At 39.2% G+C, this 15,775-nt stretch carries 13 protein-coding genes and 1 other annotated feature; of the genes, 4 read left to right on the top strand and 9 right to left on the bottom strand.

Annotation, left to right across the window (positions count from 1 at the left end; genetic code table 11):
• The first annotated feature begins 701 nt into the window (after window positions 1-701).
• The 3 genes from OZ002_RS00005 (at window position 702) to serS (ending at window position 4,151) form a co-directional block, all read left to right on the top strand.
• A complete protein-coding gene (locus OZ002_RS00005) occupies window positions 702-1,391 on the top strand; it encodes a response regulator transcription factor (protein ID WP_156249195.1) in 690 nt (229 codons plus the stop codon).
• Entirely contained in the window at window positions 1,378-2,586 is a 1,209-nt protein-coding gene (locus OZ002_RS00010) for a sensor histidine kinase (protein ID WP_002295267.1), read from the top strand. The genes OZ002_RS00005 and OZ002_RS00010 overlap by 14 nt, the downstream gene beginning before the upstream one ends.
• 38 nt (window positions 2,587-2,624) lie before the next feature.
• Window positions 2,625-2,830 (top strand) — a binding site (T-box leader).
• Window positions 2,831-2,879: 49 nt separating this feature from the next.
• The gene (gene serS, locus OZ002_RS00015; RefSeq protein ID WP_002307286.1) at window positions 2,880-4,151 is read left to right on the top strand and encodes a serine--tRNA ligase; all 1,272 of its coding nucleotides are present in this window, start codon (window positions 2,880-2,882) and stop codon (window positions 4,149-4,151) included.
• 549 nt (window positions 4,152-4,700) lie between these two features.
• Here the strand turns inward: serS and guaB are convergent.
• From guaB to mnmE, 9 genes are all read right to left on the bottom strand, one after another.
• Window positions 4,701-6,185 carry an IMP dehydrogenase gene (gene guaB, locus OZ002_RS00020; RefSeq protein ID WP_125179022.1) on the bottom strand — a complete coding sequence of 495 codons (1,485 nt, stop codon included), beginning with the start codon at window positions 6,183-6,185 and terminating at the stop codon, window positions 4,701-4,703.
• A 748-nt stretch (window positions 6,186-6,933) separates the two neighbouring features.
• Window positions 6,934-7,629: a DUF1129 domain-containing protein gene (locus OZ002_RS00025; protein ID WP_002299780.1), complete on the bottom strand. Its 696-nt coding sequence runs from the start codon at window positions 7,627-7,629 to the stop codon at window positions 6,934-6,936.
• 89 nt (window positions 7,630-7,718) lie between these two features.
• A complete protein-coding gene (gene ychF / locus OZ002_RS00030) occupies window positions 7,719-8,819 on the bottom strand; it encodes a redox-regulated ATPase YchF (protein ID WP_002293105.1) in 1,101 nt (366 codons plus the stop codon).
• Window positions 8,820-8,827: 8 nt separating this feature from the next.
• Complete coding sequence (locus OZ002_RS00035; RefSeq protein WP_002293106.1) at window positions 8,828-9,019, bottom strand: DUF951 domain-containing protein; 192 nt, start codon at window positions 9,017-9,019, stop codon at window positions 8,828-8,830.
• Between the two features lie 20 nt (window positions 9,020-9,039).
• Window positions 9,040-9,930 carry a ParB/RepB/Spo0J family partition protein gene (locus tag OZ002_RS00040; RefSeq protein ID WP_002299776.1) on the bottom strand — a complete coding sequence of 297 codons (891 nt, stop codon included), beginning with the start codon at window positions 9,928-9,930 and terminating at the stop codon, window positions 9,040-9,042.
• Window positions 9,917-10,684: a ParA family protein gene (locus OZ002_RS00045; protein ID WP_002288805.1), complete on the bottom strand. Its 768-nt coding sequence runs from the start codon at window positions 10,682-10,684 to the stop codon at window positions 9,917-9,919. The genes OZ002_RS00040 and OZ002_RS00045 overlap by 14 nt, the downstream gene beginning before the upstream one ends.
• Before the next feature lie 11 nt (window positions 10,685-10,695).
• A complete protein-coding gene (gene rsmG / locus OZ002_RS00050; RefSeq protein WP_325082719.1) occupies window positions 10,696-11,409 on the bottom strand; it encodes a 16S rRNA (guanine(527)-N(7))-methyltransferase RsmG in 714 nt (237 codons plus the stop codon).
• Window positions 11,410-11,640: 231 nt separating this feature from the next.
• Window positions 11,641-13,542 carry a tRNA uridine-5-carboxymethylaminomethyl(34) synthesis enzyme MnmG gene (mnmG, locus tag OZ002_RS00055; protein WP_002299775.1) on the bottom strand — a complete coding sequence of 634 codons (1,902 nt, stop codon included), beginning with the start codon at window positions 13,540-13,542 and terminating at the stop codon, window positions 11,641-11,643.
• Window positions 13,543-13,558: 16 nt separating this feature from the next.
• Window positions 13,559-14,956, bottom strand: a complete 1,398-nt coding sequence (mnmE, locus tag OZ002_RS00060) for a tRNA uridine-5-carboxymethylaminomethyl(34) synthesis GTPase MnmE (RefSeq protein ID WP_156249196.1) — start codon at window positions 14,954-14,956, stop codon at window positions 13,559-13,561.
• A 298-nt stretch (window positions 14,957-15,254) separates the two neighbouring features.
• On the opposite strand from mnmE, the gene OZ002_RS00065 reads away from it, so the two are divergent.
• A complete protein-coding gene (locus OZ002_RS00065; RefSeq protein ID WP_002303984.1) occupies window positions 15,255-15,638 on the top strand; it encodes a hypothetical protein in 384 nt (127 codons plus the stop codon).
• Window positions 15,639-15,775 lie beyond the last annotated feature (137 nt).

Consider the following 15,775-nt stretch of genomic DNA (forward strand, 5'->3'; position numbering starts at 1 on the left):
CTAGCATATTGCTTGCTTGTTAAAAATGTTTGTTGTCTTGAATTGAATCAAGACGCCCTACACATTTGGTTTGTCTTACTTTGTTCAGTTTTCAAAGGTCTACTTCATCGGGAGTGTTTCCCGATTCGTTTTTGGCTGCCGTAGCAACTTTTATATCATATCAGAGAGACAAGTAATTGTCAACTCTTTTTTAAAAGTTTTTTTCGATTTCGTTTTTCGAAATCTTTCAGCAACTCATTTATCATAACTTATCGTTTGTTATTTGTCAAGAACTTTTTTGAAGTTTTTTTCGATAGAATCAAGCTTCGCAAGCGGTTCTTTTTTAACGACTCAGTTATCTTATCATGTCATTTCCAACATGTCAACAACTTATTTTTTATTATTTAATAAGTTATTGGTGTTCTTTTGAACAAATAATAATATATCAACATCACATGTGAAAGTCAATAAGAAAATGCTTATTTATCAACATTTCTAGCTTATATGATCATTGGTTAGTTCTGGTCCTTTTTCGTTCGTCTTTATAACTCCGAGAGACGTAAAATCCTTTTGTTTTCAGTTTAATGTTCATGTTCTTGTCTTATTCACACCAACTAGATGTCTCACCTTCTAAAATTTTCCTTAACAAAGTGCTGCTTTTATCTATTTCTGCTTTTTTTTGCTAGAATAATAGTAACAATATGACTCTGGAGGATTTATTTATGAAAATTTTGATTGCTGACGATGATAAAGAAATCGTTGAATTATTAAGTATCTATGTTCACAATGAGGGGTATGAAGCAGTAAAGGCTTATGACGGGAAGGAAGCATTATCTAAGATTAGAACAATTCCCGATATTGAATTACTTATCTTGGATATCATGATGCCTGTGATGGATGGGATGCAAGTAGTGAAAGAGCTACGAAAAGAATCCCAAATACCAATCATTATGCTGACAGCAAAAACTACTGATATGGATAAGATCAAAGGACTGGTCGCTGGTGCAGATGATTATGTAACCAAACCATTTAATCCGTTAGAAGTAATGGCTAGAGTAAAGTCTTTATTACGGCGTACAAAAATGCAGATTGCCCCAGATCAGCCTGATGTATTAGAAGTAAATGCATTAATCATCAATAAAGACTCTCATGAAGTTAAAACAATCGATGGGAAAGAAATCCAGTTAACAGCTTTGGAATTCGGTATCCTCTACTTGCTTGCTAGTCATCCTAATCGAGTATTTAGCGCGGATGAAATTTTTGAGCGTGTTTGGAAACAAGAAAGTATTGTCTCTGCTAAAACTGTCATGGTTCACGTTAGTCATTTAAGAGATAAGATTGAAGAAGCAACTGGTGGTGAAAAAGTCATTCAAACCGTTTGGGGAGTGGGCTATAAAATTGACGCAAGATAGTAAACGAGCAACTGAAAAACGCCGTCGGATCAATTTGACTTCAAAAGAAATCAGCGAATTGTTAGCGGAAGGAATCATCACGATTATCCTTTTGCTTCTATTAAATGTTTCTATTCTGGTTGTTATCAGTTCGGTGATCAACAGTTCACCTTCTTTGACGAATGCGATTTGGGATTCAAAGAATATTTTTGCAGAACGATTGAACACTGATTTGTTCTGGAACGGCCGGAATTTTATTATTCCCTTTTTCTTTCTATTAGATATTGGTGTTTTGTATTGGCGCTTGATTCGAAGATATCGCCAAATGCAATTGCGGCATATCATCAGCGAACTTCACTACATCGCAAACGGAAATTATGATCATCGTATCCCTTTTGAACTGAGTGGTGACTTAAGCCGAGTGGTAACAAGTATCAATGGATTGGTGGATAGTACCGTAGCAGCGATTGAAGATGAACGTAAAATCGAAAAATCAAAAGATGAATTGATCACGAATGTCAGTCATGATATCCGTACCCCACTCACGTCCATCATTGGATACCTAGGACTGATAGAAGATGGCCAGTATCACTCAGAAGAAGATCTTTTAAAGTATACGCATACTGCTTATATCAAAGCAAAGCAGATGAAATCTTTAGTGGACGACTTATTTGAATACACTAAGGTACGCCAGCCTGCTGTCCCGGTGAATTTTTCTGCCTTTGACATGATCCAGTTGATCGAACAGTTAGCAGCTGATTTTGAGTTGGAAGCTTCTAAAAAAAATATCCAAATACTTGTTCAATCAAAAGTAGACTCCCTTATCATGGATGGCGATACCGAAAAACTTGTACGTGTCTTCAATAATCTTTTGACGAATGCGTTGAAATACGGAAAAGGAGCAACGAAGATCGTAATCGAAGTAGAACGTATCGGTTCAGAAGTTGTTGCAACAGTCAAAAATAACGGAGCAATGATCCCACAACAGGCAATCGATAATCTATTCGACCGTTTTTATCGTGTAGAAGAATCTCGTTCACAAGCAACTGGAGGAACTGGACTTGGTTTAGCAATCGCTCAAAGCATTGTGGCTTTGCACGGCGGATACATTTATGCAAAATCAGATAAGCAATGGACTTCTTTCATCATGCACCTTCCAATCAAGAAAAATGAAAAATTACCTATTGATACACAGGAAGTTATTGACGAAAGCTGAAATATTCGCTATTCTTATTACAATTATTAGAATAAATGAAAAACACAGAACCCAGTACACTTTATTCTTTTTCAGAGAGCTGATGGCAGGTGTAAATCAGCAAAGGATAATTTGGAAGTTCCAGTTCGTTTACGTGCCCTTTCGAAATAAGAAAGGTCGGTTCAACAGCCGTTATGTGTTCAACAAGTGCAGCTGACGCTGAACTTGGGTGGTACCGCGAATTTCAGACTGATTCGTCCCAAGAATAATGGGATGGATCAGTCTTTTTTTATTTTCAAAAAGGAGGAAATCATATGTTAGATGTAAAAATGATGCGACAAAATATTGAAGAAGTACAAGAAAAATTGATGACTCGGGGCGTAAAAAAAGAAACATTAGCTGAATTCATGGAACTAGATGAAAATCGTCGTAAGCTACTAGTCAAAAGTGAAGAATTAAAAAAATATCGAAATGATGTTTCTGCTGAGATCGCCCAATTGAAGCGTGCAAAAGAAGATGCTTCTGCTAAAATCGCTGAAATGAAAGAAGTCGGTGGCAACATCAAAGCATTGGATACTGAAATTGCTGAAGTGGATGAAAAGTTGAAACAAATTGCAACTACTTTGCCAAACCTTCCCCATGATTCTGTGCCAGTTGGAACAGATGAAGAGGACAATGTAGAAATCCGTCGTTGGAGCGAACCACGTACATTTGCTTTTGAACCAAAACCACACTGGGAAATTGCAGAAAATCTTGATATTTTAGATTTTGAACGTGGCGCAAAAGTAGCCGGTAGCCGTTTTGTCTATTACAAAGGATTAGGTGCTCGATTAGAACGTGCAGTCTACAACTTCATGCTTGATCAGCATATTTACGAACACGGCTATACTGAAATGATCACTCCTTATATCGTCAACAGTAAAGCGATGTTTGGTACGGGACAATTTCCAAAATTCAAAGAAGATGTTTTCCAATTGGAGAATACTGATCTAACGTTAATCCCAACAGCTGAAGTACCATTAACTAACTATTATAATGATGAAATTTTAGATGGTGCAGATTTACCTATTTATTTCACTGCACTAAGCCCTGCTTTTCGTTCTGAAGCCGGAAGTGCTGGTCGGGATACACGAGGACTGATTCGTCTTCACCAATTCAATAAAGTAGAAATGGTCAAATTTTCGGATGCAGAGCATTCTTACGAAGAATTGGAAAAAATGACAGCTGATGCAGAAGATATCTTGAAAAAATTGCATTTGCCTTATCGTGTGATGGCCTTATCAACTGGAGACATGGGCTTTTCTGCAGCTAAAACTTATGACTTAGAAGTATGGATACCTGCACAAGATACTTATCGTGAAATCAGTTCTTGTTCTAACTGTGAAGATTTCCAAGCACGCCGCGCAATGATCCGTTATCGCGATAATGATGGAAAAATCCACTATGCTCATACTCTGAATGGTTCAGGACTTGCAGTTGGCCGTACAGTAGCTGCCATTTTGGAAAATTACCAAAATGAAGATGGTTCTGTCACAGTTCCAGAAGCGCTCGTTCCTTATATGGGGAATCTGAAAGTTATTAAATAAAGAGGCTGTGAAAAAGCCGCTTAGTTTCGAGTATTAAGAAAAATTTTGTGAAAATGGCTTTCCACATTTTTGCATAAATTGGGCTTAATACCAAGAAACTGGCTTTTGAACACCATTTATCGAGAGGTTGTGAAATCAGCGTCCTGGCCTGAGTATTAGAGAAAAAAATGGAAAAATAGTCCCTCATATTTTACCGTTTGTTGAACTAATACCGAGGGTCAGCTGTTTGAACACCGTTTAGTGGAGAGGTCGTAAGCCTACCCCCCAGCTCCGAGTTACAAGGAACAAATTCAAAAAACAGCTCTTCATATTTTATGAATGTTGTACTTGTGATTCGGAGGTGGCAAGGGAACACTGTTTATTCAAAAAGAGGCTGGGACAGAAGCGTTTAACTCCAAGAAATAAGAAGAAATTCACGAAAATTGCTTTTCAAATTTTTGTGAATTTCAGCTTATTTCCGAAGGAGTTGCTTCTGCTTCCGCCGTTTATACGTGTTTAGAGCGTGGGACAAAAGTGTTCTTTACTTTTGTCCCACGCTCTTTAATGTTTTTAAGATTCAACTGAATAGTTTGGTGCTTCTTTTGTGATTTGTACATCATGAGGGTGTGATTCTTTTAATCCACTGCCGCTCATTTGGATAAATTGCGCTTCATCACGTAATTGCTGTAGATTCGCTGCCCCAGCATAACCCATTCCTGAACGCAAACCGCCGATCATTTGGAAAATAATATCTGCAACACTTCCTTTATAAGCAACCCGACCTTCGATTCCTTCTGGTACTAATTTATTTGCTTCATTAACACTACCTTGGAAGTAACGGTCTTTTGAACCTTTTTCCATCGCGCCTAATGAGCCCATACCTCGGTATGTTTTGAATCGACGTCCTTGGAAGATTTCGAATTCACCTGGTGATTCATCTGTCCCTGCCAACATACTTCCTAGCATCACTGCATGTCCGCCGGCAGCTAATGCTTTGACGATGTCACCAGAATACTTGATCCCTCCGTCTGCAATAATCGCTTTGCCATATTGACGAGCAACTGATGCTGCATCATAAATAGCTGTGAGCTGAGGTACACCTACACCGGCTACCACACGTGTCGTACAAATCGATCCTGGTCCGATACCAACTTTTACGACATCTACACCTGCATCATATAAAGCTTTTGTCGCTTCAGCCGTCGCAACGTTTCCTGCAATCAATGTTGCATCTGCAAAAGTTGAACGGATTTCTTGAATTTTTCGGATCACACCTGCACTATGTCCATGAGCTGTATCGATGATGATTGCATCTGCCCCTGCTTCTAATAAAGCATTCGCACGCTCAAATGTATCGCTTGTTACACCAACGGCTGCTGCTACAAGCAATCGACCATGTTCATCTTTTGCTGCATTTGGAAATTCGATCACTTTCTCGATGTCTTTGATCGTGATCAATCCGCTTAAACGACCTTCGTTATCTACGATTGGTAATTTTTCGATTTTATGTTTTTGCAAAATCTTTTCTGCATCTTTTAGAGAGGTACCTACTGGGGCAGTCACTAAGTTGTCTTTTGTCATCACATCAGCAATCGGCATGTGATAATCTGTTACAAAACGCATGTCGCGGTTTGTAATTATCCCTACCAATTTTCTGTTTTCAAGTGTTTCAACGATTGGCACACCACTGATACGATATTTGCTCATCAATTCTTCTGCGTCTGCTACAAGATGCTGTGGCGTTAAGAAGAACGGATCAATGATTACGCCACTTTCAGAACGTTTGACTTTTCTTACTTCATCCGCTTGCTGGCTGATCGTCATGTTTTTATGGATCACACCTAGTCCGCCTTGTCTTGCCATAGCAATGGCCATCTTGCTGTCGGTAACAGTATCCATACTTGCACTGATGATTGGAATATTCAACTTAATATTTTTAGCTAATTGTACGCTCATATCCACTTCGTTTGGTAACACGTGACTTTCTGCTGGTATCAATAAGACATCATCAAAAGTAAATCCTTTTTTCGTGAACTTTGTTTCCCAGTTGGACATTTTTAGTACCACTCCTCTAATTTAGTTTATCTATTAAAATAATTGATTTTTTCATTTAAGTCAATGATCTACTTGGAATCAAGTTAGCTTTCTCATAGAATACCAATATAAAGCGTTTACATCTGTGTGTATTAAAAGAGATTGTAAAAAAGCTGTCCTGCATCAAGTAATAAGAACAGCCAATCAAAAATAGTTTTTCATATTTTTGAATTGGTTGGGCTTATTACCGCAGATGCAAGCTTTTGAACACCGTTTAGTGGAGAGGTTGTGAAAAAGCTGCCCTGCATCAAGTAATAAGAACAGCCAATCAAAAATAGTTTTTCATATTTTTGAATTGGTTGGGCTTATTACCGCAGATGCAAGCTTTTGAACACCGTTTAAGGAAGAGGTTGTGAAATCAGCGTCCTGACCTGAGTATTAGAGAAAAAAACGGAAAAATAGTTCCTCATGTTTTGCCGTTTGTTGAGCTAATGCCGAGGGTCAGCTGATTGAACACCGTTTATCGAGAGGTTGTGAAATCAGCGTCCTGACCTGAGTATTAGAGAAAAAAACGGAAAAATAGTTCCTCATGTTTTGCCGTTTGTTGAGCTAATACCGAGGGTCAGCTGATTGAACACCGTTTATCGTAAAAAAGGACTGTGACAAGACTTTTGTCACAGCCCCTTACTATTATTTAACTATGGATAAACAAAATGAGGTTCTTTACTACCCCTAGATATCTAGCAAAATAGCTGATCTTTTTGCTAGTTTATCTTCTTGGGACGGATAAACTTCCAATAATCCCGTATTTTTTCTTCAAGTAGTAACGGATTGCTAAAGCAGCTGCCCCGATAATGATAACTACTACTGGATCTAATACTGGATTGATAACTGGCGGCAATAGTGTTGTCGCAGAAAACAGTACGACCCAAAGAAGTGTCGTTCCACCTAGGATAAGCAATGTCTTACCCATTCCTGGTTTCTTGCTTCGATCTGCTCCGGGATATTCATATTGATAGATGTATTTGTACATCATATAAAAGACCCAGCCACCGATTGCAGAACCTAGAACGAGTGTAGAAAAGCCATAAGCTGGCGTTGTTCCACGTGAAAACAATCCGGTAATCGCAATCATGATACTTAATAGACCAAGCAACAGCAACGTATTATCTAACCACATCAATAAAGGGGTGGATGAATTTTTTACTTCTGCTGGCTTATTGATGATTGCTTCCGTTCTTTCAGAGACTGTCCCAAACAATTGACGGGCTGTTCTTCCGCCTTTTTGTTCTGCAACTAAAGTAGGCAGAATGTCATGAAGGGCTTTTACTTTTTCTTCTTCAGACAAATTCGCTGCTTCTAAAGATTTTTTCAAATCAAAAATGTACTGTTGATTTCTTTTGGTTAATTTTGTTTCTAAACTATTGTTTTCTTTTACGATTGCTCGTAATTGTTCTGGTTCCATTATCTAATAGTCCTCCTTAGCCGTTCCTTTTCTCAACGGTCGTCACAAAAGACATTCTACCATATTCTACAGCTAGTTTGATAGCCCTTTTACACATTAAAGCGGAATAACATTACGTCGCCGTCTTGTACGACATAATCTTTTCCTTCTAATCGAACACGTCCAGCTTCTTTTGCTGCATGCATGTTTCCGTAATGATCCAAGTCTTCAAAAGAGACAGTTTCTGCACGGATAAATCCGCGTTCGAAATCTGAATGGATGATTCCTGCTGCTTGTGGTGCTTTGATTCCTTTTTTGAATGTCCAAGCACGTACTTCTTGTTCCCCAGCAGTAAAGTAAGTAGCTAAGCCTAACAAATCATAAGCAGCACGGATCAACTGATCCAAACCTGATTCTTCGATTCCTAAAGCTTCTAAAAATTCCGCTTTGTCTTCTTCATCTAATTCTGCGATTTCTTCTTCTGCACGAGCACTGACCACGATCACTTCTGCATTTTCTTCTGCAGCAAAGTTGCGCACTTCTTGTACATAATGATTCGCGTCTGCATCTGCTACGTCATCTTCTGAGACATTGGCTACATAAAGAATTGGTTTTGTCGTCAATAAAAATAGTGATTTAACGATTTTTTGTTCTTCTTCAGTAAATTCGATCGTTCGGGCAGATTTTCCTTCTTCCAGTACAGGTTTGATTTTATCCAGTACAGCTAGTTCTGCCACTGCATCTTTATCTTTGGTTTTAGCAACTTTTGCTACACGAGTATAGCGTTTGTTGATAGATTCTAAGTCTGCTAACACTAGTTCCAAGTTGATCGTATCAATATCTTCTAGTGGATCAACACGTCCTTCTACGTGAGTAATATTATCATCATCAAAACAGCGAACAACGTGACAAATAGCGTCTACTTGGCGGATATGGCTTAAGAATTGATTTCCCAAACCTTCTCCTTTACTTGCGCCTTTTACGATTCCAGCAATATCTGTAAATTCAAAAGTCGTCGGAACAGTTTTTTTCGGATGTACAAGTTCTGTTAAGCGTTGCAAACGCCAGTCAGGTACTTCTACCATCCCTACGTTAGGGTCGATCGTTGCAAAGGGATAGTTTGCTGCTTCCGCTCCTGCTTTTGTGATCGCATTAAACAAAGTTGATTTTCCTACGTTGGGCAACCCAACAATTCCAGCAGTCAATGCCATAAATTTATTCACTCTTTCTCTGCATTTTTTTCAATTACTTTTTTTAATTTCTTTTCAAAGTCTCGGCGAGTCATCATGACGATATGTCCGCAATTCATACATCTGATTTTGATATCTGCGCCCATTCGAATGACTTCCCAGCGATTCGTCTGGCAAGCGTGAGGTTTTTTCATTTCAACGATATCGTGCAAGTCGTACATAAAAATAGCCTCCTTTTTGTTTATTCTTCATCAAATTGAATATCCAATATATCAAGAATCCTTGTCAAATCTTTTTGAGAAAGGTATTCGATCTCGATTTTTCCCTTCCCATCTTTTTCTTGAATAGCTACACTTGTACCAAATTTATCCATCAAACGATCTTCGCTTTCTCGGATATAATATGGTTTTTCCTTTGCTAGCCTTGGGATTTTTTTCTTTTCTTTTCCATCATTTTGATTTAACTCAGAAACAAGCTGTTCCAGTTGGCGGACAGTTAAATTTTCAGTTACTGCACGATTGGCTAATTTCAAAATCAATGTTTTATTTTTTAAACCTAACAGCGTACGGGCTTGTCCCATAGATAAACGCTGATCTTGTACCATTTCCTTGACAAGATCCGGTAAAGAAAGCAAGCGCAAATAATTGGCGATATAAGGTCTGCTCTTTCCTAAACGACTAGCTACTTCTGCTTGTGTTAGTTTCAGGTTTTTCATCAGCATCTCATATGCTTCTGCTTCTTCTAACGGATTCAGATCTTCTCGCTGCAAGTTTTCCAGCACTGCTACTTGCATCATCGCTTCTTCGTCAAAGTCTCTAACGATAGCAGGGATCGTTTCTTTTTCAGCTAGTTTGGACGCTCGAAAACGTCGCTCCCCTGCAATAATCTCATATCCTTTTACTGCGGAACGGCGTACGATGATGGGTTGAAAGACACCTGATTGTTCAATAGAATTAGCTAGTTCCTGCAAAGATACTTCTTCAAATGTTTTACGGGGCTGATACGGATTTGGTCGCAGCTCATTCAATGGTAGCTGGACAACGGTATCATCTTTTACATCCACCGTCTCTAAGTTTTCTAAATCTTGAAACAGTGCATCGATTCCTCGGCCTAATCCTTTACTTTTCTTCACGACTTACCACTTCCTTTGCCAATGCTTGGTAGACTTCAGCTCCTCGAGAACGTGGATCGTAGTCGATGATCGGTTTTCCATGACTAGGTGCTTCTGATAAACGAATATTTCTTGGAATGATCGTTTCGTAAACTTTTTCGCGGAAGTATTTACGTACTTCTTCTACGACTTCATTTCCCAGATTTGTTCGTGCATCATACATTGTCAGTAAGACTCCCTCGATCTCTAATTCTGGATTAAAGTGTTTTTGAACTAAACGAACCGTATTCAGTAATTGGCTTAATCCTTCCAATGCGTAATACTCACACTGAACAGGTATCAAAATCGAATCACTTGCTGTAAATGAATTGATTGTCAGATGGCCAAGAGAAGGCGGGCAATCGATCAAAATATAATCATACTGACTGCTTACTTCTGCTAAAGATCCTTTTAATCTTGATTCTCTTGCCATCATTGACGTCAATTCGATCTCTGCTCCTGCTAATTGGAGAGTCGCAGGCACAATACTCAAATTTTCGTGTTCAGTGATCAAAGTTGCCTCATCAATTGGCAATTCATTGACTAGAACATCATAGATGTCTCTTGTCACATCAGGTTTTCTGATCCCGACACCACTGGTAGCATTTCCTTGTGCATCCATATCCACTAGCAATACTTTTTTGCCAAGGCTAGCAAGACAAGCACCTAGATTCACCGTCGTCGTTGTTTTGCCGACGCCACCTTTTTGGTTCGCAACAGATATTATTTGTGCCATCTCTTCTCCTCCTATTTGATTGGCTGCTTATTAGGCAGTCCGGGCTTTCTTGGGTATTTCTTTGGGGTTGGTTTCTTTTTTTGAATAACGATGATATGCCGTTGGTCAGAGACATTCGGCAAGGCAACCGCCTCTTCTTTGAGGAATTTACCACCTAATAAACCAATCGCTTGTTTTGCTTCTGTCAATTCCTCTTCACTTTTTGCTGCTTTCAATGCATAAAAATAGCCTTCTTGTTTAGCCAAGGGCAAACACAATTCCGCTAACACATTCAAACGAGCAACCGCACGAGCAGTGACAAGGTCAAATGATGCACGAAAGTGAGGATTTTGCCCAAATGTTTCTGCCCGGTCATGATATAAGGAAGCATCGATTCCTAATAATCGGGTTAACTCAGATAAGAAGGTTATTCGTTTATTCAGAGAATCAACGATCGTTATCTGCAGTTCTGGAAAGGCAATTTTTAAAGGTATGCTAGGAAACCCTGCCCCCGAACCGACATCGCATAAAGATAAAGGCTGCGTAAAGTCTACTTCAAATGCTAATGTAAGTGAATCGTAAAAATGCTTCAGATATACGTCTTTTTCATCCGTAATAGCTGTAAGGTTCATCTTTTCGTTCCATTCGACTAATGTCCGATAATAAATAGCGAATTGATTCATTTGATGATCGGTAAGCTCTATCCCTTTTTCTGCCAAGGATTGGCGAAATTCTTCTGGTATCATAAATATTCCTTTCATTGTGAAACAGCAATTGTTTCACAGATTCTCTCCCTACTTTAACGCAAAATCTCTAGACATGCAATCCTTCCATATGGATTCTTAAAAATTTGAAAAGTAAGAAAAGCCGATAGACTTTTTCTTTCTAGTATGACTCATAAAATATACACAGAAGAGAGAACTAGCTTTGAGCAATTTCTGCAAAAACTAGTTCTCTCTTCTATTTATTATTACGTATTACGCTGGTTCACTGACTTTCGCAATCTTCCCTTGTTCGATATAGACCATTAAGATACTTAGGTCTGCAGGGTTTACGCCACTGATTCGGCTAGCTTGGGCAATTGTTTCTGGTTGGATTTTCTGCAATTTTTGTTTTGCTTCTGTTGCTAATCCGTTGATTGCTGCGTAGTCGATGTTTTCTGGAATCTTTTTCGCTTCCATGCGTTTTAATTTTTCTACTTTTTCCATGGCTTTTTTGATGTAGCCTTCATATTTGATTTGGATTTCTACTTGTTCGATTTCTTTTCGTGTCAATTCTTCATTTTCTGGAATAAACCGTAGAAGATCTGCATAAGTAATCTCAGGACGTCTTAAAAAGTCGCTTGCTAGTACACCATCTTTTAATGGTGCCGCATTAATCGTTGCTAAAAAGTCTTGGACTTCTTCTGTTGGTTTGATTCGTACATTCATCAAACGTTTGATTTCTTGTTCAACTGCTTCTTTTTTCTTCAAATAATTCTTGTATTGATCTTCTTTTACTAAGCCTACACGGTGACCCATTTCTGTTAATCGCAAATCTGCATTATCATGACGTAAAAGCAGACGGTATTCAGCACGTGAAGTCAGCAAACGGTAAGGTTCGTTCGTTCCTTTTGTTACCAAATCATCGATCATGACACCGATGTAACCGTCACTTCGTTTGATCACTAAAGGTTCTTTTCCCTGAACTTTCAAAGCTGCATTGATACCGGCAATCAGCCCTTGTCCAGCCGCTTCTTCATAACCGCTTGTACCATTTGTTTGTCCAGCTGTATAAAGATTTTCAACGACTTTAGTTTCTAATGTCGGACGGAGCTGGTGTGGCTCTACTACGTCATATTCGATAGCATATCCTGTACGCATCATTTCTACTTTTTCTAATCCAGCAATAGAATGAAGCATGTTGACTTGAACATCCTCTGGTAAAGAAGTGGATAAACCTTGAACATAGACCTCTTCCGTATTTAAGCCTTCTGGTTCCAAAAATAATTGATGACGTGGTTTGTCTGCAAAACGCACGATCTTATCTTCGATGGATGGACAATAGCGAGCGCCTACCCCTTCAACGATCCCTGTAAACATTGGGGCACGATGTAAGTTGTCTCGAATAATTTGGTGAGTCGTCTCACCTGTATAGGTCAGCCAGCAAGATTCCTGATCTAGTTTATAGGCACTATCTGGTGTGCTGAAGCTAAAATGATTTGGCTCTTTGTCACCAGGCTGCTCTTCTGTAACAGAATAGTCGATCGTACTTGATTTTACTCGAGGCGGTGTTCCTGTTTTGAACCGTTCGATAGCAAAGCCAAGTTCTTTTAGATGATTCGCTAGTCCAATAGAAGGTTGAGAGTTATTCGGACCTGATGAATATTTCAATTCACCGATAATGATTTCTCCGCGAAGTGCTGTTCCGGCTGTAATAACAACTGCTTTGGCCCGGTAGCTCGCTCCTGTGGACGTCACTACTCCATGACAAACACCATCTTCGACGATCAGTTCTTCGACGATTCCTTGTCTTAGCGTCAAATTTGGTTCTTTTTCGATCGTATGTTTCATTTCTGTTGAATAAGCATGTTTGTCTGCTTGTGCTCGCAATGCTCGGACAGCTGGGCCTTTTCCTGTGTTCAACATACGCATTTGGATATAGGTTTTATCGATATTCTTACCCATTTCTCCGCCTAACGCATCGATTTCTCGAACGACAACGCCTTTAGCTGGTCCGCCTACAGAAGGATTACATGGCATGAATGCTACCATGTCCAAATTTATTGTCAGTAATAATGTTTTTGATCCCATACGTGCAGCAGCAAGTGCAGCTTCTGAACCGGCGTGTCCTGCGCCAACAACGATCACGTCATACGCATCTGCTTCATAATGTTCCAATCGTTTGTTCCTCCTTTTATTTTCCTAAACAAAATTGACTGAATAATTGAGTGATTAGCTCATCTTGTATACTGTCGCCGACAACTTCTCCTAGATAGTCCCAGCAACGCGTCATATCTATTTGAACGAGATCCACAGGCATTCCTGCATCAATACCTGCAATGACTTCTTCAAGTGAGAGGGAAGCTTTTTCTAACAACGCGATATGGCGGGTATTAGAAACATAAGTAGCGTCTCTTTCTCCTGTTTCTCCGCTGAAGAATAAATCAGAAATAGCTGATTCCAAACGATCTAGTCCGTCGTTTTTAGCTACGGAAATTGAAAAAACTGGTTCATTTTCGATCAATTTCTTCAATTTTTCTTGTTCCAGCTGTGCTGGCAAATCTGTTTTATTTAGAAGAATGATCCGTTTCAATCCACTTGTCGCTTCCAATAATTGTTCATCTTCTGCTGTCAGTGGTTCGCTTTGGTTTAGAACAAGTAAGATCAAGTCTGCTTCTGCTAATGCTTTTCGGCTTCTTTCGACCCCGATCCGTTCCACCACATCTTCTGTTTCCCGAATTCCAGCTGTATCGATTAGCTTGAGCGGTACCCCCCGAACATTGACATACTCTTCGATTACATCTCGAGTCGTTCCTGCAATATCCGTAACGATTGCTTTTTCTTCTCTTAACAAATGGTTTAACAAACTTGATTTGCCGACATTTGGCCGGCCGATGATTGCCGTACTTAACCCTTCCCGCAGAACCTTCCCTTGCTTGGATGTAGCAAGTAGCGCTTGGATTCTTTGTTGGATCATCTGCGCTTTTTCAAGCAATAACTTCGTAGTCAATTCTTCGACATCATCATATTCTGGATAATCAATATTTACTTCTACTTGTGCTAATGTCTCTAAAATCTCTTGTCTCAATGAGCGGATCAAAGCAGACAGATTGCCGTCTAACTGATTAAGAGCTAGTCCCATTGCTTTGTCTGTTTTTGCCCGAATCAAATCCATCACAGCTTCTGCCTGTGAAAGGTCAACACGACCATTCAAGAATGCTCGTTTTGTGAATTCGCCTGGCTCAGCTAATCTTGCACCTTCTCTTAACAATAGCTGCAAAATTTGATTGACTACAACGATCCCACCGTGACAATTGATTTCTACTACATCTTCCCGCGTAAATGTCTTTGGTGCTCTCATCACGGAGACCATGACTTCATCGACAAGCTGATTGCTCTTGGGATCAACGATATGTCCATAATGGATCGTATGACTTGGTACTTCTGATAATCGTTTGTTTCCAGATTGATAAACTTTATCTGCTAGTTGCACAGCTTGATCGCCACTTAAACGAACGATACTGATTGCACCTTCTCCAGGTGGGGTAGAAATTGCCGCAATCGTATCAAATTCTAAAGTAATTTCAGCCATTTTTTCACTTCCTTTTTCATTTTGCGCACAAAAAAAGTGCCCACTCCACCCTTTATGTACAATAAACGGTGAACTTCGCACTTTGACTGCTTGTTCTTGATTAAATTCTGGTCATAGATTATCACACTTGCTATAAGGAATCAAGTGTTTAAAACAATTAGATGAAGTTGAGCCTGTTCTGCTTCCATTACCTTATATTTAATTGTCGTTGGATGTCTCTTTGCGTTCTTTGGTTTATTCGAAGAGAAGATACTGTATAAACAAGGCTTTATCTTTCTTAAAAAAAACGGTACACTAAATGGTAGCGCTATCTAAACTATACACTTTTGAAAGGAGAAAATATGTGAGCCCGTTCAGATCTGCTGCATTGGAAGAAGAAAGTGACCCTCGGATCAACGATGTCGTTTTATCTACAGGGAATATCAACCAGAAATATATCGTCCGCGATATCGTTTTTGTTGTGGAATGCTTAGAAGCTGATTTGTTTGACCCATCTTTTCCCAAAGATGACCTTTTCTTAACAACGAAGAGGAAATTAAAGACGAAGGTACTTGAATATGGTGCGAATGCAGTAATCAACTGTCATTTTGAGTATCAGCAAAAAAAACGCGACGGAAAGTATTTTCTGGAACTTTTTGCTTATGGAACAGTGATCCAATTTATCCAAACAACGATTGGTTAAATGAAACAGACAAAAAAAGCGGATCAAAACTGAAGACAGTTTCGATCCGCTTTTTTCTATCAAAGTTAGTGACTACTTCATCGTATACTCTGATAAGAATGATTTCTAGTAAAATATACTTGGTTTGAAAAACTTTG

The organism is Enterococcus sp. E4-150, from assembly GCF_035726465.1.
Taxonomy (GTDB): domain Bacteria; phylum Bacillota; class Bacilli; order Lactobacillales; family Enterococcaceae; genus Enterococcus_B; species Enterococcus_B faecium.

Coding starts and splice junctions, on each gene's coding strand:
- OZ002_RS00005 (WP_156249195.1), top strand. CDS start 702: ATGAAAATTTTGATTGCTGACGATGATAAAGAAATCGTTGAATTATTA.
- serS (WP_002307286.1), top strand. CDS start 2,880: ATGTTAGATGTAAAAATGATGCGACAAAATATTGAAGAAGTACAAGAA.
- guaB (WP_125179022.1), bottom strand. CDS start 6,185: ATGTCCAACTGGGAAACAAAGTTCACGAAAAAAGGATTTACTTTTGAT.
- OZ002_RS00025 (WP_002299780.1), bottom strand. CDS start 7,629: ATGGAACCAGAACAATTACGAGCAATCGTAAAAGAAAACAATAGTTTA.
- ychF (WP_002293105.1), bottom strand. CDS start 8,819: ATGGCATTGACTGCTGGAATTGTTGGGTTGCCCAACGTAGGAAAATCA.
- OZ002_RS00035 (WP_002293106.1), bottom strand. CDS start 9,019: ATGTACGACTTGCACGATATCGTTGAAATGAAAAAACCTCACGCTTGC.
- OZ002_RS00045 (WP_002288805.1), bottom strand. CDS start 10,684: ATGGCACAAATAATATCTGTTGCGAACCAAAAAGGTGGCGTCGGCAAA.
- rsmG (WP_325082719.1), bottom strand. CDS start 11,409: ATGATACCAGAAGAATTTCGCCAATCCTTGGCAGAAAAAGGGATAGAG.
- mnmE (WP_156249196.1), bottom strand. CDS start 14,956: ATGGCTGAAATTACTTTAGAATTTGATACGATTGCGGCAATTTCTACC.
- OZ002_RS00065 (WP_002303984.1), top strand. CDS start 15,255: ATGGTAGCGCTATCTAAACTATACACTTTTGAAAGGAGAAAATATGTG.